Consider the following 16,570-nt stretch of genomic DNA (forward strand, 5'->3'; position numbering starts at 1 on the left):
ACACCACCGAACAGACACTCACCACCGCCGCACCATGGACCTCACCCTGGCTACCCAAGAATTACGGACAAGACTTCTGGCCAGGCGCTTAGCGCCATGGGTGCCGTTGCTCGCCGATGACCACCGATGGCCGATCGCCGTTGCGGTCCCCTCATGCCGGTACAACGTGTGGGAGCGCAACGACGACCGGCCGCACGGTGTCGCATGGCTACGGGACCCCCTGACCGGATCGTGGGCGAGCGTGGCCCCGGACGGGAACGAGCGATACGCCGTCCGCCAGTACGGACCGCGCCGGTTGTGGGACGAAGCGGAAACCGCGTACCGGTGGTGGCAGGCACGCGACGAACCGCCGTTGTCGGCGTGGCGGTGGACAATCACCCCCGACCGGCAGAGCATCACGCTCGACGGCTCGGATATGGAGTGAACGTGACGAACGAGAAAATCCGGAACCTGTCGCCGGACATCATTCACCTTGTCGGCGTGTGTGCGGCCGCGCGGTACTTCGCCGAATTCGACCGGTATGTGGAGATCCTGAGCGAGGGTCGCCGGTACCGGTTGAAGCACGAGGCACACCACAAGGGACCCCGCACCGCCAACGAGGCGATACGGGGTCCCTCTTCCCACGTCTCCGCGACCGCTCGCGCCAAGTTCCGTTAGCGACGCTCTGACCTGCACCGGAGCATGCTCACTGCCATGTCATCCCGAGTACCGCACTTCGAGGACTAATCGCGGCGATGGCGGGCCCCGGGGTGGTCGTCGCGCAGCCGCACCTGGCCGGGTTCGTAGATGCTCTCCCTCGTAGTCCTCCCAGACCAGCCCGCGCCTCCGCGGCACAGCTACCCATGCGGGTCAGCCGAGTTCGCGGAGCTCCGGGACGACCTGCTCCGAGAACGAGCGCAGGAACCGCTCCTGGTCGTGGCCGGGACCGTGGAAGACGAGGTGGTTGAAGCCGGCCTCGACGTACGGCTTGATCTGCTCGACGGCGTCGGCCGGGTCGGAGGTGACGATCCAGCGCTTCGCGACCTGCTCGATCGGCAGCGCGTCCGCGGCCTTCTCCATCTCGGCCGGGTCCTCGATGCCCGCCTTCTGCTCCGGCGTCAGCGAGAGCGGCGCCCAGAACCGGGTGTTCTCCAGCGCCTGCGCCGGATCCGGGTCGTAGGACAGCTTGATCTCGATCATCTTGTCGATGTCGCCGGTGCTCCGGCCTGCCTGCTCCGCGCCTTCCGCGACCGCGGGCAGCAGCTTCCCGGTATAGAGGTCCATCCCCTTTCCGCTGGTGCAGATGAAGCCGTCACCCTGCTTGCCGACGTACTTCGCCATCACCGGGCCACCGGCCGCGATGTAAATCGGCACCCCTCCCTCGGGACGGTCGTACACGGTCGCGTCGGTGGTCTGGTAGTACTCGCCCTCGAAGGTCACGCGCTCCTCGGACCACAGCTTCCGCATCAGTTCGATCGCCTCGCGCAGCCGCGCGAACCGTTCCTTGAACGCGGGCCACTCGATCCGGGCGACCGCGACCTCGTTGAGCGCCTCGCCGCTGCCGACGCCGAGCAGGACCCGGCCCGGGTACAGACTGCCGAGAGTGCCGAACGCCTGCGCCACCACCGCCGGGTTGTAACGGAAGGTCGCGGTCAGCACACTGGTGCCGAGAACCACCCTTTCGGTGCGCTCACCGACCGCCGCCATCCACGCGAACGAGAACGGCGCGTGCCCGCCCTGATGCCGCCAGGGCTGGAAATGGTCGCTGACCATCACGCTGTCCAGCCCGACCTGCTCGGCGAGCACGGAGTACTCGACGAGATCACGCGGGCCGAACTGCTCGGCCGACGCCTTGTAACCGATCTTCAGTGCCATCGGGGGTCACCACCTGGACTCTGGGATTGTTCCGCTTTTCACCTTGGCACAGAGTCGATCAGGTCCGCCCATGCATCCGCGGTCGCGGCGGTGTCGGGAATGCCACTCGGGTGGAGGGAATGCCTTCGGCTTCCGCTCGCCTCCCGGCGGGTTGCCGTCCTGGTCTGCGAGCCTCGCCGTTCCGTGGCACCGTGGAATGATGCGAACCCGGATGCTCGCCGTCACCGTCGACTGCAGGGAAGCGGAAGCGCTCGCCGCGTTCTGGAAGGAAGCCCTCGGCTATCCCGAAACCGAACGATGGACCGACAGCCACGGACTCACTTATGTCGAGCTGAAGGGCCCGGACGTCCCGAGCCTGCTCTTCCAGCCGGTCCCCGAGGAGAAGTCCGGCAAGAACCGGCTGCACCTCGACGTCGCGCCCATCGAACTCGATCAGCGTGAAGAGGTCGCCCGGCTGGTGTCGCTCGGCGCGAAAGTCGTCACCGACGAGGAGGCCGACCCGTGGGTGGTCCTGACCGACCCCGAAGGCAACGAATTCTGTGTGCTGCCCCGGCGCTGATACGCCGGTGTCCCGTGTGGACTCAGGCCGCCTCTTCGCTCTCTTCCACCGCGACCCGCGAGTGCAGCCCCAGCATCTCCAGCAGCATCCGGCAGTCCTTCGCGTCGCGGGCGTTCGCGGCGACCGTTTCGGTCGCCTTGCGCAGCACCGCCGCACGCACGGCCGTCTCCCCGCCGTCGATCAGTTCACCGGCCGGGCGTAATCCGTCGTAGGAGTTCCCCATGACCCACCTCACCTTCCCCTGTCGTTGATACCCGATCCGGGCTGAGAAGACCCCATGCCTTCTTGCTGTTCTCCGGCAGCGGGGTCCTGTCGACTGGACAAAGCGGGGTTCCGGCGGCGCGCCCGCCGCTTTCTCTCTAGACTGGCGCCACTCGAACGAGCGGACGGAGCGGGAACTGACCACCGAGTTGCGCGGGGAAATCGTGATACTGACCCCGGTCACCGAGGCCCACGTCCCGGAACTGCGGCGGATCCGCCGCACCGCCGAGATCCGGGCTCGCTGGGGTTCGGTCGACGACTCCCCCACCTGGCCGTTCGACGACCCGACGACGGCCTGTTTCACCGTCCTGGAGGACAGCGTCGTACGTGGCTACGTCCAGTACGGCGAAGAAGAGGACCCGATGTACCGGCACGCGTCGGTCGACCTCTTCCTCGATCCGGCCGCGCACGGCCGCGGGCTCGGCACGGACACCGTCCGCACCATGGCCCGCCACCTCCTGCACGATCGCGGGCATCACCGGCTGGTGATCGATCCCGCGGTGGACAACGACGCCGCGATCCGCTGCTACAAAGCGGTCGGCTTCCGCGAGGTCGGCGTGATGCGCGCTTACGAACGCGACACCGTTGGCGGCGGCTGGCACGACGGGCTGCTGATGGACTTGCTCGCCGAAGACCTCACGTAGCGGGTCAACGCGACGCCGATCAACACCACCGCCATCCCGGCGAGCACGCGAAGGCCGAGTTCCTCGCCGAGCACGATCGCGCCCAGCGCCACCGAAACGACCGGCAGCAGGTACCCGACGATCGCCGCGGAGGTCGCGCCTTCGTCTTCGATGAGCCGGTAGTTGAGGTAGAAGGTGATGCCGGTGCCGAAGATCCCGAGTACGACGACGGCGATCAACGCGGTCACGTTCAGCGGCCCGGTCGGCGTCGCGTCGAACGGAAGGACGAGAGCGCTCAAGCCGGTGGCGGTCAGCAACTGGGCGGCGGAGATCGCGATCGGCCCGCCATGGCCGACGATTTTCCGCCCCATGTAAGCGAAAGCGACGGCATAGCTGACGCCTGCCCCGAGCAGCGCCAGCGTCCCCCAGCCGAGCAGGCCGCTCTTCTGCCATGGCGCGAAGATCAGCAGGATGCCGCCGAAACCGAGGATCAGCCCGCCGACGCGGACCATCGTGACGCGGCGTTCGCCGCCGATCCCGATGCCGATCAGCAACGACCACAGCGGAGTCGTCGCGTTCATCACGCCGGCGATACCGGAATCGACGGTCAGTTCACCGATGCTGAACAACGCGAACGGCAAGGCGTTGCAGAAGAAGGCGGCGATCAGGAGCCTGCCCCAGATCCGGCGGCCACGCGGAAGACGTTGCCCGGCCCAGCGGCTCAGCACGAGGAGGACGGTCGCGCCGAGGGCGCAGCGGATGACGGTGACTCCGATGGGCGACAGCCCGGTCAACGCCAGCTTGATCCACAGGAACCCCGATCCCCAGAGCAGGGCGAGTACGCCCATCCGGATCAGGGTTCCTGGCGCGCCGATGGTCACGGTCGTCCTTTCGTGGTGCCGCTTGGTGTCTCTCCAAGCTGCCTCCCACGACCCGACAGGACAAGTGAAAAGATCTACACCGACGTTAAGCGGTCCTACACGTTCCGGAAGGCCACGGTCGTGGCCGCCAGGAAAAGGCGACCACGACCGGCTTACGACGGATCAGTACTCGCCCGGTTGTTCGCAAGCCGGATCTCCAGGCCTGCTCACATTTCGCGGTCGCGCATGACCCACCTCCCTTTCGCCTGGCGCACCGGTGGGGAACGGGCGCGTTCTCGCCCAGTTTGGGGGCAGTCTTCGCACGTCCGCACACCCGGTGGCCGTGTTGTGACCGTCGTAATGGGAAGGTTGTCCTCGCGGAGCCATTCCGACCAGCGGCGAATCGGCAGATGGCCCTGCCCGCCGCCGCGGGAGTTGTGGCACGATCTGCCGCGAAGCAGGGAGAAAGGTGCTTCTGGTGACCGAGAATTCCGGCTCGGCCAGATCCGGGGAAACCGGGAAAGCACGGGCGGAACCACGACCGGTTTCGACGGCAGCGCTGGCGTTCGGGCGCGCCCTGCGGCAGCGTCGGCAGGCCAGTGGACTGGCGCTGCGCGAACTCCAGAAACTCGCCTATGTCGACAAGAGTCTCATCAGCCGGGCCGAACGCGGGCTCACGCCGCCGAGCGCGGAATTCGCCGAGGCCTGCGATCGCGCGCTGGGGGCGGGCGGCACGCTGATCGTGCTCGCCGAGGCCGCCCGCGCGGAACCGTACGTGCACCTTCCCCCGCCACCGAGCCATTTCGTCGGCCGCGACGAACACTTCTCGCTGCTCGACGAAACGGTGTTCACCGGACCGGCCAAAGTCGTCTTCGTCGCCGGGCCGCCGGGAGTCGGGAAGACCGCGCTGGTGCTGAAATGGGCGAACCGGCGGCAGGAGGAGTTCGACGGCGTCCTCTGGTCGGATCTGCGTGGTTACGCGGCGGGGTCTCCCGCGGAGCCCGCCGACATCCTCGACGACCTCCTCCGCTGCGTCGGCGTCCGCCCCGACCGCATCCCCGCCGAGGAGCATATGCGGCTCGCGCTCCTGCGTGGTCTGCTGCGCGGGCAGCGCACGCTCGTCGTACTGGACAACGCCCTCGATTCCTCCCAGGTGCGGCCGGTACTGCCCGGTACCCCGGACACCACCGTGCTGATCACCAGCAGGCGGCGGCTGTCGGGACTGGTCGTCGGCAGCGGCGCGGTCCAGGTTTCCTTGGAACCATTGGAAGATCCCGAAGCGGCGCGGCTTATGGCCGAACTCATCGGCGACGAACGCGCGGCGAGCGATCCCGAAGCCGTCGGCAGGCTCGTCCGGCTGTGCGCGGCGCTGCCGCTCGCGGTGAACATCGCCGCCGAACGGGTCGCCACCCATCCCCATCAGACCATCGGGGAGCTCGCCCGCGAACTCGTCGCCGAGGGACGGCGGCTGGAACTGCTCGCCGTCGACGACGACGCCGTCGGGGTCCGGGCCGCCTTCAGCTGGTCCTACCGCGCGCTCGACGCCGACACCGCCCGCATGTTCCGGCTGCTCGGAGTCCACCCCGGCCCGCGGTTCACCGCCGGCGCCGCGGCGGCGCTCGCCGGACTGCCCGGGCACGACGCGCGGCGCCTTGTCGACAAACTCGTCCAGGCGCATCTCGTCCAGCAGATCGGCGCACAGTACTACCGATTCCACGATCTGCTCCGGGTCTACGCCGCCGACGAAGCCTCCGCCGAGCAGTGGCGGGACGAACGGCAGGCCGCGGTGTCCCGGCTCACGCACTGGTATCTCTACGCCGCCAACGCGGCCAGCTGGACGCTGACCCCGGCGCGCGATCACCACATCGACCTCGGCCCGGCACCGCAAGGCGTCGAGCCAGTGCGGTTCGCGACCTTCGACGAGGCCTACATCTGGTGTGCGGCGGAGATGCCGAGCATCACCGGCGTCGCCCGGCTGGCGCTGGACCACGGGTTGTACGAGATCGGCTGGCGGCTGCCGGTGGAGCTGTTCGACTACCACCTGCTCGGCCGCCCCTGGCAGACCTGGATCTCCAGTCACGACGTCGCGATCGAAGCGGCGAAGGCGGGTGGTGACCTCGGCGGGCTGGCGTGGTCGGCGATCAACCTCGCGGAGGCGCACCGGCGACGCGGCGACCTCGACCGCGCGCACGAACTGTTCAGCCAGGCCGTCGTTCTGGCCGAAGAGATCGGCGAGACCCCGAGCCTCGGCTGGGCACTCGTGGGGCTCGGCAACATCGCACACGAGCGGGAGGATTACGCCGGGGCCGCGCGGCTGATCGGGCAGGGCGTGGACGTGAACGCCCGGATCGGTTACCAGCTGGGTGAAGCGACGGCGCGAGTCCACCTCGGCCGCGCTTATCGCGATCTCGGGGAACGCGACCTGGCACTCGACCACGGTCGCCGCGCACTGGACGTCTACTCGAAGGACGCCGACCAGCACGGCATGGGCTTCGCGCTGGTGCCGCTCGCCAGGACCTGCCGCCGGTTCGGCGACCTGGCGCAGGCACTCGGGTACTGCGACCAGGCGCTGACCGCGTACCGGAACTGCGGCGACGTCTGGGGGCAGGCCGACGCCCTCGACGAACGTGGTTGCGCACTGGCCTCGCAGGGCCGTCCCGAAGCCGCGCTGGAGGTGTGGCGCGACGCGCTCCAGCTCGTCATGGACCTCGACGATCGCAAAGCGAGCGTGCTCCGGGGCCGGATCGAGGGCGCTGTCTAGAGCTCGCTGTGACCGACTTGTTCGCGGGGTTGGCGGCCAGGGCGACGGCGTGACTCGCGTGCACTCACGATCCCCTGGACCGACCGCCACCGTCTAGATGAGTGATTCCGTGAAGATCGCGTGAGTGCAACCCCGCGAAGGAACCCTTCCTTTGACTGTCTATAAGGGACACCAGGTGTGCCGAATTGTCCGATTGGCCATCGATTGACCGTATCGCCACGCCCCTTCGGCGCGAGCCACGGTCGTGACATACGGCAGCTACAGCGCTTCGCTGAGCTTCACGTGATTTTCACGGAATCGTGCCACCCGCGACCACCCGGACCCATACCTGGCAGCCGCCCGTGGTTGCGGGCATGTCTTGAAGGCCCCCTTTGAGACGATCAACGTCTCAAAGGGGGCCTTCAAGACATCGCGACTACCCTTTGGGTCACGTGGAGTCGTGAGTGCCCTTCGCGACACCCCCGCGAGCGAGTCGGTCCAGGGAGTCGCGAGTAGCAATGAGGGGTAACCAGTCAGGACCCCTGGTTGGAATGGCCCAGCCTCCTATCACGGAATCAACCACCTCACCCGAGCTTCACCGGCAGGTTGTGCAGGCCGCGGGTGATCGCGCTCGGCCACCATACGAGCCTCTCCTCCGGCACGGTCAGCGTCATCGACGGCGCGCGGTTGAACAGCGTCTCCAGCGCCGCGGACGCCTGCATCCGGGCGAGCGCGGCGCCGATGCAGATATGCGGCCCGAGCCCGAACGCCACATGCCGCACCGGGCGCTCGCCGGGCCGGAAGGCGAGCGGTTCTGGATGCACTTCCGGATCGCGATTGGCCGCCAGCAAGGAAAGCAGGATCGGGTCGCCCGCCTCCATCCGCTGCCCGGCGAGTTCCATCGGCTCGGTGACGAAACGCCAGCTCGTGTTCTGCAGCGGGGTGTCGCGGCGCAGGACTTCCTCGATGGCGAGCGTCAGCCGCGAACCGTCGGCGCGGGCGCGGGCCGCTTCCTCCGGATGAGTGATGAGCGTGAGCGCGGTGGAAGCGATGAGGCTGATCGTCGTTTCGTGCCCGGCGATCAGCGACAGGAACGCCGTCGCGGCGACCTCTTCGTCGGTGAGCTTCCCGGTGGTCTCCTGCGCGAGCAGGTCGCTGATCAGGTCCGCGCCGGGTTCGGCCCGTTTCCGCGCGACGACGTCGGCGAGCAGTTTGTCGAGATCGTCGGTCGCCTTGAGCATCGAGGCCATGTCGGTGACGTCGCCGGCGGCGACCACCAGCGCGGGCGGGCGGACCTCCTCCAAGAGCGTATCGGGGATGCCGATCAGCTCACAGATCGACCGGATTCCCAGCGGGTAGGCGAAATCCTCGACGAGGTCACCTTCACCGCGGTCCAGGATCGGATCGAGGAGTTCGTTCGCCAGCTGATGCGTGCGGTCGCGCAGATGCTGCAGCCGCCGCGGCCCGAACGCGCCGGCGCACGCCTTCCGCAGCCGCGTGTGCTCCTCGCCCTCGAAGTTGTTCATATGCCCGATGAGCGACGGCCGATGGTCGGCGGGGAGCCCGAGATTGGCCTTGCGCCAGTGGTCGGCGGCCACGGACGGGCATTTCGACAGCCGAGGGTCGGCCATCGCGGAGACGACGTCCGCGTGCCGGGTGAGCAGCCATGTCCAGGTGTTGCCGGGCAGCGGAAGCCGGAACGCCGGGGCGTTCGCACGCAGCCATTCGTAAGCGGGCGAGGGATTCCGGTCGAATTCCGGACCGAACATCACCGGGGCCGCGTCGGCGTCGTATGCAGCATCTGGCATACGAGCCACCCTGCCAGCTTGTGGCGGTATCGCGTCCGGCGAACGCAGGCATTGCCGTGTCTCACAGGATCGTCAACGCGGTCCCCCTGTCACCCCCTTGTGGTGACCAGCAAGATCGAAGCGGGTGCGGTGTGTAACGGATGGAGGTGTCCTCGTCAGCGAGTTCGGGCTACTGAACGAACCGAAGACCGGCACACGTGACCGCACCGCGGCCACCGAGCGGCAAGCCGGTTCACTTCGCGGGTTCGCCGACACCGTCGGTCTCGCCGCCGCCCGCGTCTGGCGGCTGCGAAGCCGCGCCTGGAACACCTTGCGGCAGCCGGCGGGCTGGGAACTGTGGCGACTGCCGCCCGCGGCGATCGCCTGGATGCTCGGCACCGAAATCGCCGTCGCCGTCTGGGCCTTGTACAGCGGTTTCAAGGACGCCCTCACGACCACGGACCTGGTGCGCTTCGGGGTCATCGCCTGCTGCGCCATCTGGTACCTCGTCCAGACCCAGCATCCCGAGGAACAGCGCCGCGCCGACGACCGGCGCGGCGAGCACATCGACCAGACCGCGGTCTGGCTCGGCGGCGCGGCCGTCCTGCTGCCGCCGACGTTGTCGCTCACGCTGCTGCTGATGGTGCGCGTGCAGCGCTACTCCATCGCACACAAGGCGATGACGACGTTCCTCTTCACCACCGCCGCGCACGGCGCGTCGATCCTCGGTGTGCACACGCTCACCGAACTGACGTCCCTGCACACCTGGCTCGAATCCGGCACCCTCCCCCAGCGGCCGGGTGACATCGCGCTCGCCGCCGTGGCGCTGGTGGGCGCCGCGCTCTGGTACTTCGCGTCGCAGACGCTCCTGATCAGCATCGCGCGCGGCCTCGCCTGGGGCGGCTGGCGGCGGCAGAAGCTGATCGGCAGCTGGTCCGACAACGCCGACTTCGTCTACGCGCTCCAGCTCGCCGCGTGCACCACGATCCTGGGCGCGGTCAACATCGCCCTCGTCCCGCTGGTGATGATCGGCGTCGCGCTGCGATCGACTCGGCTCTCGCAAGCACTCGCCGACACGATCGCGCGCAGCCAGCGCGACCGCAAGACCGGGCTGCTGACCGAGGATTCCTTTCACGCCCCGGCGGCTCTCCGGTTGCTCGAAGACCAGACCGACGAGCGGCCGACGGCGTTCCTGATGCTGGACCTCGACCACTTCAAGCGATGGAACGACAAGTACGGGCATTCCGGCGGCGACATCGTGCTCGGCTGCGTCAGTGCCGTGCTGCGGCACAACACCCGCACGTCCGACGTCGTCGGGCGATGGGGTGGCGAGGAGTTCGCCGTCCTGCTGCCGGACACCACCCGCGAAGAGGCCCTGCGGGTGGCCGAACGGATCCGGTCGGCGGTCGCCGCGACGGCGATCACGGGGCTGACGGAACTCGCGAGCGGGCACGCCACCAACGAACCCCGCGCGGTCGGTCCGATCCACGGGTGCACGGTGTCGATCGGCGTCGGGCTCTCACCCGAGCACTCGACGGACTATGGCGAGCTTTTCCGCGCCGCGGACTCGGCGATGTACGAAGCGAAGCGAGGTGGGCGTAACCGGGTGGTGCTGGCCCCGGTCCTCGCTTCGGCGCCTTCGCCACCTGAGCCCCGGACTCCGACGTCACCACTGAGCCGGGCCGGGGACTCGCGCCGGGAGTGGTGAGTCTCGGGTTTGTCACCCTGCTCCTGTGCAGGGGCAGGCCAGCCGTTCTCAAGTCCGTGACGTCAAGGCAAATGTGGCATGACCGAGTCTCTGCCTCGGCGGCTTTGCGGATGCCCGGGCCCGCAGTGGCTGGTGTGACTGCTGAAGTCCTGGTGAAGTACATGAAGGCCCCCTTGATTGCGCCTATCGCAATCAAGGGGGCCTTCATGTACTTCGAGGTCGTAGGCGTTCGGACTGGTCTCGGAGGGCAGTGTGGTGACGTTGGGCGAGGGGGTGTCATCGCGATCGGACTACCCCGGCACACCGAATCCACACGGTCATGGCCACAGGCCCGCGGGCTCTGAACACGCCACCTTTGACTTACCCCTCAATAACCCTCTTCATCACTCACGACCCCGGCGACCAAACACCGATGTCACGTATGAGACGGAGCCGTCCCATACGTGACATTCGGGGTACCTCGGGAAGCCCGCGTCAGTGGCGGGTCACGAGGCGAGTCTCCAGCAGGTCGTCCACCACGCGGGTCTCCACGACGGCCCGTCGTTCGAACGCCGAACCACTCAGCGGCCACACCGCGACCAGCACGACACCCACCGCGGACAGCGCGGCCAGCACCAGAGCGGCGACGAACTGGGCGGCGCCATCGGTCGCCGTGCTCAGTACCGCGAACCCGATCAGCACGATCACCGTCGGCAGGACGGCGGCCAGTGCCACCACGAAGACGGGTGTGCGGCGCAGGTCACGGCGCCGGGTCGTCAGCCACGCGGCGAGGAGGCAGGCGAACGACGCACCCAGCAGGCAAGCGCCCGCGGTGTCGGACAGGCGGTGCCAGCCCAGCGCGATGGTCGACGACGCGACCCAGGCGACCACGACGCCGCCCATCCCGACCATCACCGGGCGGAACCGTTGGGGCAGAACGAAAGCGAGGGCCATCAGAATCACCATGGCGGCGCTGACGTGTCCGCTCGGGAAGCTGTTGTGCCCTGGCCCGTAGCCGCCGTCGGGCAGTTCGGGACGTTCGAGCACGTACAGTTTGAGCAGTTGCGCGGCGATGAGCGGAAGCACGAGCACGCTCAGCGCGGGGACGAGCAGACCGGGTTTCCGGCGGAGCAGGGCGAGCAGTACCAGCACCACCGCGGCGGCGCCGAGCACCAGCACCATGTCCTGGTCCCGCAACGGCCCGGCCCAGTCCATTGTGGACCATCGGCCGGACTGGGCGCTGCGGACGACGCCGTTTTCCGCGAGCTGCCCTGCCGACGTGTGCACGAAGAGCACGAAGGTCACGACGAACGCGACGGCCAGTCCCAGTCCGGTGGCGAGCTGGAACACGGCCCTGGACAGGGTCAGCCTGGTCGCGCTGTGACGTCCGGGCAGCGGTCGGCGGGCGGGGGTCGGCTTCGCTTCGGGGGTGAGTACGGCCATGCATCCCACTGTCCCGGCGCCGTTTAGCCATGAGGTCCGGACAATGTCATGGTTCTGCTACAAGATCGGGCCGAGTCGCAGACGCGCGGAGACATCCGAATAATGGCGACGTGGCCAGTGTCCTTTTGATCGAAGACGACGCGTCCGTGCGGGAAGGTCTGGAACTCGCGTTGCGCCGCCAGGCGCACACCGTCCACACCGCCGAAAGCGGTGAGTTCGGACTGGAGAAACTGCGGGTGTTCCAGCCCGACATCGTCGTGCTCGACCTCATGCTGCCCGGAATCGACGGCTTCGAGACCTGCCGCCGCATCCGCGCCGCCGGTGAGGTGCCGATCATCATGCTCACCGCCCGCAGTGACGACTTCGACATCGTGGCCGGGCTGGAGGCCGGCGCCGACGACTACGTGACCAAGCCGATCGAGCCCCGCGTACTCGACGCCCGGATCCGCGCGGTGCTGCGGCGGGCGGTGAGCGAGAAGCCCGCGAACGAGGAAGGTGCCGCCGCCGAGCGGCACGGCGGGCTGGTCATCGACCGGGCGGGCTTGGTGGTCACGAAGAACGGCGAGCCGGTTTCACTCACCCCGACGGAGCTGAAGCTGCTGCTCGAACTGTCACGCACTCCCGGGCAGGTCTACAGCCGCCAGCAGATCCTCTCCGCCGTATGGGATCACGACTACCTCGGCGACTCCCGGCTGGTCGACGCCTGTGTCCAGCGGTTGCGCGCGAAGATCGAAGACGTACCCGCGAAACCCGACCACGTCCAGACCGTCCGGGGCTTCGGGTACCGGTTCGGCCGTTCATGAGGGTGCTCTCCGGGCTGCGGCCCCGGCTGATCCTGGCCTTCGCGGCGATGACGCTCATCGGGGCGGGAGCCGCGGCCGGGGCCAGCTACGTCTCGGCGCGGAACGCCATCCTTGAAGCCGTCCAGGACGCGGCGATGAACCAGCTCAAGGACCGGGTCGCCGCCTACGGCCGTCCGCTGTCCACGCCGCCGACCCAGGAGCAGCTCAACGATTTCGCCGGCAGCCTGCGGTTGAACGCCGTCGCGGTCTACCGGGACATGCGGTCGATCAACGGGCCGGATCTGACCACCTTCACTCCCGAGCTGCGCGAAACCGTCGGCGGTGACGACCGGATCCAGTTCCAGCGCCTTGACCGCGACACCACCCCCGAACTCCTGGTCGGCATGCCGGTGCTGGCGCGGCGGCCGGACGGGTCGATGGGCCCCAGCGGGCTCCAGGTGTACTCGCTCACCTCCCTCGGCCAGCAGCAACAGGCCATCGAAGAGCTCGCGAAGTACGCCTGGCAGATGGCCGCGCTGGCCCTGCCGCTCGCCGCCGCGCTCGCGTTGCTGGCGGCAAGGCAGGTGCTGCGGCCGGTGCGGGCGCTCAACACCGCCGCGGCCCAGCTCGGCGAGGGCAGGCTCGACGTCCGGCTGCCCGCCAAGGGCTCCGACGAGCTGGCCGAACTGGTCACGACGTTCAACAACACGGCCGCCGAACTGGAACGCACGGTCGGCGAGCTGCGGGCCATGGAGTCCGACGCCCGCCGGTTCGTCGCCGACGTCTCCCACGAACTACGCACCCCGCTCGCGGCGATGAACGCGGTCACCGACGTCCTGGACGAGGACGCGGAGACCCTGCCGCCGGACACCGCGGTGGCCGCGCGGCTGGTCTCCGGCGAGACCCGCAGGCTGACCCGGCTGGTGCAGGACCTGGTCGAGATCTCGCGGTTCGACGCGGGCCGCGCCGAACTCGTCGTCGACGAATGGGATCTCGCGACGGCGATCCGTGACAGCCTCGACGCCCGGGGCTGGCGGGACGGCGAAGACCTGGTCACCGACCTGCCCGAGGGGGTCACCGCGCGGGTCGACCGGCGGCGGCTCGATCTGATCGTGGCCAACCTCGTCGGCAACGCGTTCCGGCACGGCGCCGCCCCGGTCGAAGTCCGCCTGCGTACCGACGGCGACGACGTCGTCCTGGAGGTCGACGACCACGGCCCCGGGATCGACCCCGAGGTCCTGCCGCATGTGTTCGACCGGTTCACCAAGGCGGACACCTCGCGTGCCCGGTCCGAAGGCAGCGGGCTGGGCCTGGCGATCGCGCTGGAGAACGCCCGCCTGCACGGCGGCGACATCACCGCGGCCAACACCGAGCACGGCGCCAGGTTCGTCCTTCGCCTGCCGAACCGAGCCGAAGGGGTGGCCTGATGAAGAAGACGCGGATTCTCGCGACCCTGGCGGCCGCGACGCTGGTGGCGGCCTGCGGCGTCCAGCCGACCGGTGTCGTCCCGGCCGGACCGGGGCCGTCGATCCGCGCCACCACGGGAGCGGCGGTCCTTGGCGGAGTGACGCTGTATTTCGTCTCCGATGGCAGGGTCATCCCGGTGACCCGGCCGACCGAAGGGTTCATCTCCCCCGAAGGCGCACTCATGCTCCTTCTGAAGGGGCCGAGCGAAGGAGAGGCCGCGCAGGGGCTGACGACGTTCGTTCCGCCCGAGGTGGGGCGGGTCGAGGTCTATTCGGGAGACCCGGGGACGATCGTGCTGCCGTTCACCGTGCGAAAACTGTCGAACCAGGCCATCAATCAGCTGGTCTGCACCGCGACGGCGGCTTCGACGGCGATCGGGCGGCCTCCGGCCTTCCAGCGGATGACCGTGACCTTCCCGAATGGCGACGCTCTCTTGCAAACCTGCAAATCCGGCTGATTTCGTCACGCACAGTGCTCAGGCAAAACCACTTCTTGGGTCTGTACGGACGCCAGCGCCTTTCGGTTCACCGATCAAGGTAACTGTGGGCGACAACACTCGGGCGTGACATTGCCGTGTCCATTTCGTAATGTTGCCCGGAGCTCGCGGCCCCCGACGCGAGTTCCCGTCCCCGAAGTGGTGAGTGATCAGAGAAATGGCCGGCAGACATCGCAAGACGAACGCTCCGAAGTGGAAGCTCCCCGTGGGTATCGCGGCAGCCGTCGCCACGGCGCTCCCGGCGTCGATGTGGCTGACCACCGCGGGCACCCCTGACGTCGAAGCGGCCAGTGCCGCGCTCGCGCTGAAGACTCCCCCGGTCTCCAGCAGCGTGACCCCCTCGCCGTCGACCAGCAGTATCCCGCCTTCCAGTACGACAACCCCGCCCCCGTCGACCACCGCGGCTCCCCCGAAGCCGACGACGTCGACCAAGGCCCCCGCGCCGGTGAAGACGACCGTCCCCGCCGCGACGGCCTCCTGCTCGACCAGCCTCTCCGGCACCAAGCCGCACGTGGCCCAGGTCGGCAACCACATCAAGGCGAAATTCGGCGTCAAGAACGTCGGCGGCGTCGCGGGCCGCGCGAACGCCAGCGACCACCCCTCCGGCCTCGCGCTGGACTTCATGGTGGACACCGGCACCGGCAACGCCATCGCCGACTACATCCTGGCGAACCAGAAGGACTTCGGCGTCTCCTACGTCATCTGGCGTCAGCGCTACAACGACGGCAGCGGCTGGGACACCATGGAAGACCGAGGCGGCGCGACCGCCAACCACATGGACCACGTCCACGTGTCCTTCTCCAAGAGCGCCAAGGTCAACGTCAGCTGCTGACGACCGTCTAACGACGCCGAGCGGACCGCTCGCCGGGCTGGACCACGGGTCGTCCCACGACCTCTTCCACGCCTTTGACGGCGAGCCGGTCCGCTCGCTCGTTCTCCGGGTGCCCCGCGTGCCCCTTGACCCAATGCCATTCGACATCGTGCTGCGAAGCGGCTTCGTCGAGGCGGCGCCACAAATCGGCGTTCTTGACCGGCGTCTTGGCCGAGGTCATCCAGCCGTTGTTCTTCCAGTTCAGCACCCAGCTGGTGATGCCGTTCCGGACATACGTGCTGTCGGTGTAGAGGTTCACCGTGACGCGGCGTTTCAGGCTCTCCAGTGCCTCGATGGGCGCGGTCAGTTCCATCCGGTTGTTCGTGGTCGGCCCGAGTTCGCCGCCGTAGATCTCCTTCTCGACGTCGCCGTACCGCAGCACCGCACCCCAGCCGCCGGGGCCGGGATTCCCGCTGCACGCGCCATCGGTGTAGATCTCGACTGATTCCGCCACCGGGACACCCTAATGCGTCGCGGACTCCGGCTCTTCGCAGAGGGGCGTGAGTGGCAAGGGTCCCTGCCCCTTGCCACTCACGCCCCTCATCGGGCACCGACAGCCCTCAGTACCAGTGCTGGCCGGCGATCGCCCAGCAATCCCACATCTGCACCAGTGCGCCACTGGCGGGGTTGACGTCCTTGATGTCGAGGCACAGATCGTTCAGGGAGCTGCGCAGGGACTGCCCCCACCAGTACCAATGCTGCCCCGGGGTGTCCCAGCAGTTCCACATCTGCACCAGTGCACCGTGGTTGGGGTTGATGTCCTTGATGTCCAGGCATTTGTGGTTCAGGTCGCTGTGCAGTGACGCCCCGACCCAGTGCCAGCGCTGCCCGGGGTTGTCCCAGCAGTCCCAGACGATGACCTGTGCGCCGGCATTCGGGTTGATGTCCTTGATGTCGAGGCATTTGTCGTTCAGCCGCGATTTCAGGGTGAATCCGGCCGCCGCCATGGCGGCTTTCGGAGCAGCGGCGGCGGTTCCGATCCCGCTGAGGCCGAAAAGGAGACTGAGGACAACCAATGCCACCGCTCGGATCCGCGCCGGGCGTCCACCACGCTTGATCATTTCGCCGTCCGTTCCCGGCGGCCGGATAAGCCGCCATTAGGGTGTTCGCTGTCCGGATGAGCCTCATCGAGAGGCGGGG

Annotated in this window: 16 protein-coding genes and 1 pseudogene; 10 read left to right on the forward strand and 7 right to left on the reverse strand. The window is 68.3% G+C overall.

Features of this window, described 5'->3' with window-relative positions; all coding sequences use genetic code 11:
* Nucleotides 1–424: pseudogene (locus tag AB0M65_RS24905) on the forward strand (hypothetical protein); the annotation flags it as partial.
* A 2-nt stretch (nucleotides 425–426) separates the two neighbouring features.
* The gene (locus tag AB0M65_RS24910; protein WP_364031945.1) at nucleotides 427–657 is read left to right on the forward strand and encodes a hypothetical protein; all 231 of its coding nucleotides are present in this window, start codon (nucleotides 427–429) and stop codon (nucleotides 655–657) included.
* 192 nt (nucleotides 658–849) lie between these two features.
* Here AB0M65_RS24910 and fgd read toward each other — a convergent pair whose 3' ends face one another.
* Entirely contained in the window at nucleotides 850–1,854 is a 1,005-nt protein-coding gene (gene fgd / locus AB0M65_RS24915; RefSeq protein WP_364031948.1) for a glucose-6-phosphate dehydrogenase (coenzyme-F420), read from the reverse strand.
* Nucleotides 1,855–2,053: 199 nt separating this feature from the next.
* Between fgd and AB0M65_RS24920 the strand changes: the two genes are divergently transcribed.
* On the forward strand, nucleotides 2,054–2,413 hold the full coding sequence (locus AB0M65_RS24920; protein ID WP_364031951.1) for a VOC family protein: 360 nt from the start codon (nucleotides 2,054–2,056) through the stop codon (nucleotides 2,411–2,413).
* Nucleotides 2,414–2,435: 22 nt separating this feature from the next.
* Here AB0M65_RS24920 and AB0M65_RS24925 read toward each other — a convergent pair whose 3' ends face one another.
* Nucleotides 2,436–2,636 carry a hypothetical protein gene (locus AB0M65_RS24925; RefSeq protein ID WP_364031954.1) on the reverse strand — a complete coding sequence of 67 codons (201 nt, stop codon included), beginning with the start codon at nucleotides 2,634–2,636 and terminating at the stop codon, nucleotides 2,436–2,438.
* Nucleotides 2,637–2,838: 202 nt separating this feature from the next.
* Here AB0M65_RS24925 and AB0M65_RS24930 point away from each other — a divergent pair, with 202 nt between their 5' ends.
* The gene (locus tag AB0M65_RS24930; RefSeq protein ID WP_364031957.1) at nucleotides 2,839–3,318 is read left to right on the forward strand and encodes a GNAT family protein; all 480 of its coding nucleotides are present in this window, start codon (nucleotides 2,839–2,841) and stop codon (nucleotides 3,316–3,318) included.
* On the opposite strand, the gene AB0M65_RS24935 is transcribed toward AB0M65_RS24930, so the two are convergent.
* A complete protein-coding gene (locus AB0M65_RS24935; protein WP_364031960.1) occupies nucleotides 3,243–4,178 on the reverse strand; it encodes a DMT family transporter in 936 nt (311 codons plus the stop codon). The two genes, AB0M65_RS24930 and AB0M65_RS24935, sit on opposite strands and share 76 nt — an antisense overlap.
* A gap of 457 nt (nucleotides 4,179–4,635) precedes the next feature.
* Between AB0M65_RS24935 and AB0M65_RS24940 the strand changes: the two genes are divergently transcribed.
* Nucleotides 4,636–6,918: a tetratricopeptide repeat protein gene (locus tag AB0M65_RS24940; protein ID WP_364031963.1), complete on the forward strand. Its 2,283-nt coding sequence runs from the start codon at nucleotides 4,636–4,638 to the stop codon at nucleotides 6,916–6,918.
* Nucleotides 6,919–7,481: 563 nt separating this feature from the next.
* Here AB0M65_RS24940 and AB0M65_RS24945 read toward each other — a convergent pair.
* On the reverse strand, nucleotides 7,482–8,705 hold the full coding sequence (locus tag AB0M65_RS24945) for a cytochrome P450 (RefSeq protein ID WP_364031966.1): 1,224 nt from the start codon (nucleotides 8,703–8,705) through the stop codon (nucleotides 7,482–7,484).
* Nucleotides 8,706–8,829: 124 nt separating this feature from the next.
* On the opposite strand from AB0M65_RS24945, the gene AB0M65_RS24950 reads away from it, so the two are divergent.
* Nucleotides 8,830–10,392, forward strand: a complete 1,563-nt coding sequence (locus AB0M65_RS24950) for a GGDEF domain-containing protein (protein WP_364031969.1) — start codon at nucleotides 8,830–8,832, stop codon at nucleotides 10,390–10,392.
* Nucleotides 10,393–10,866: 474 nt separating this feature from the next.
* On the opposite strand, the gene AB0M65_RS24955 is transcribed toward AB0M65_RS24950, so the two are convergent.
* On the reverse strand, nucleotides 10,867–11,814 hold the full coding sequence (locus AB0M65_RS24955) for a phosphatase PAP2 family protein (RefSeq protein WP_364031972.1): 948 nt from the start codon (nucleotides 11,812–11,814) through the stop codon (nucleotides 10,867–10,869).
* Between the two features lie 110 nt (nucleotides 11,815–11,924).
* Here AB0M65_RS24955 and AB0M65_RS24960 point away from each other — a divergent pair, with 110 nt between their 5' ends.
* The 4 genes from AB0M65_RS24960 (at nucleotide 11,925) to AB0M65_RS24975 (ending at nucleotide 15,391) form a co-directional block, all read left to right on the forward strand.
* Entirely contained in the window at nucleotides 11,925–12,617 is a 693-nt protein-coding gene (locus tag AB0M65_RS24960) for a response regulator transcription factor (protein ID WP_364031975.1), read from the forward strand.
* Nucleotides 12,614–14,023, forward strand: a complete 1,410-nt coding sequence (locus AB0M65_RS24965; RefSeq protein ID WP_364031978.1) for a HAMP domain-containing sensor histidine kinase — start codon at nucleotides 12,614–12,616, stop codon at nucleotides 14,021–14,023. The genes AB0M65_RS24960 and AB0M65_RS24965 overlap by 4 nt, the downstream gene beginning before the upstream one ends.
* Nucleotides 14,023–14,520 (forward strand): hypothetical protein, encoded by a 498-nt coding sequence (locus AB0M65_RS24970; RefSeq protein ID WP_364031981.1) that lies wholly within the window; start codon nucleotides 14,023–14,025, stop codon nucleotides 14,518–14,520. The genes AB0M65_RS24965 and AB0M65_RS24970 overlap by 1 nt, the downstream gene beginning before the upstream one ends.
* Before the next feature lie 196 nt (nucleotides 14,521–14,716).
* The gene (locus tag AB0M65_RS24975) at nucleotides 14,717–15,391 is read left to right on the forward strand and encodes a hypothetical protein (RefSeq protein ID WP_364031984.1); all 675 of its coding nucleotides are present in this window, start codon (nucleotides 14,717–14,719) and stop codon (nucleotides 15,389–15,391) included.
* Nucleotides 15,392–15,398: 7 nt separating this feature from the next.
* Here the strand turns inward: AB0M65_RS24975 and rnhA are convergent, their stop codons facing one another.
* A complete protein-coding gene (gene rnhA / locus AB0M65_RS24980; protein ID WP_364031987.1) occupies nucleotides 15,399–15,884 on the reverse strand; it encodes a ribonuclease HI in 486 nt (161 codons plus the stop codon).
* Nucleotides 15,885–15,990: 106 nt separating this feature from the next.
* Complete coding sequence (locus AB0M65_RS24985) at nucleotides 15,991–16,491, reverse strand: ricin-type beta-trefoil lectin domain protein (RefSeq protein WP_364031990.1); 501 nt, start codon at nucleotides 16,489–16,491, stop codon at nucleotides 15,991–15,993.
* Nucleotides 16,492–16,570: the final 79 nt, after the last annotated feature.

Origin of the sequence: Amycolatopsis sp. NPDC051071 (assembly GCF_040682875.1) — a bacterium.
GTDB lineage: Bacteria > Actinomycetota > Actinomycetes > Mycobacteriales > Pseudonocardiaceae > Amycolatopsis.

Coding starts and splice junctions, on each gene's coding strand:
- fgd (WP_364031948.1), bottom strand. CDS start 1,854: ATGGCACTGAAGATCGGTTACAAGGCGTCGGCCGAGCAGTTCGGCCCG.
- AB0M65_RS24920 (WP_364031951.1), top strand. CDS start 2,054: ATGCGAACCCGGATGCTCGCCGTCACCGTCGACTGCAGGGAAGCGGAA.
- AB0M65_RS24925 (WP_364031954.1), bottom strand. CDS start 2,636: ATGGGGAACTCCTACGACGGATTACGCCCGGCCGGTGAACTGATCGAC.
- AB0M65_RS24945 (WP_364031966.1), bottom strand. CDS start 8,705: ATGCCAGATGCTGCATACGACGCCGACGCGGCCCCGGTGATGTTCGGT.
- AB0M65_RS24955 (WP_364031972.1), bottom strand. CDS start 11,814: ATGGCCGTACTCACCCCCGAAGCGAAGCCGACCCCCGCCCGCCGACCG.
- AB0M65_RS24965 (WP_364031978.1), top strand. CDS start 12,614: ATGAGGGTGCTCTCCGGGCTGCGGCCCCGGCTGATCCTGGCCTTCGCG.
- AB0M65_RS24970 (WP_364031981.1), top strand. CDS start 14,023: ATGAAGAAGACGCGGATTCTCGCGACCCTGGCGGCCGCGACGCTGGTG.
- AB0M65_RS24975 (WP_364031984.1), top strand. CDS start 14,717: ATGGCCGGCAGACATCGCAAGACGAACGCTCCGAAGTGGAAGCTCCCC.
- AB0M65_RS24985 (WP_364031990.1), bottom strand. CDS start 16,491: ATGATCAAGCGTGGTGGACGCCCGGCGCGGATCCGAGCGGTGGCATTG.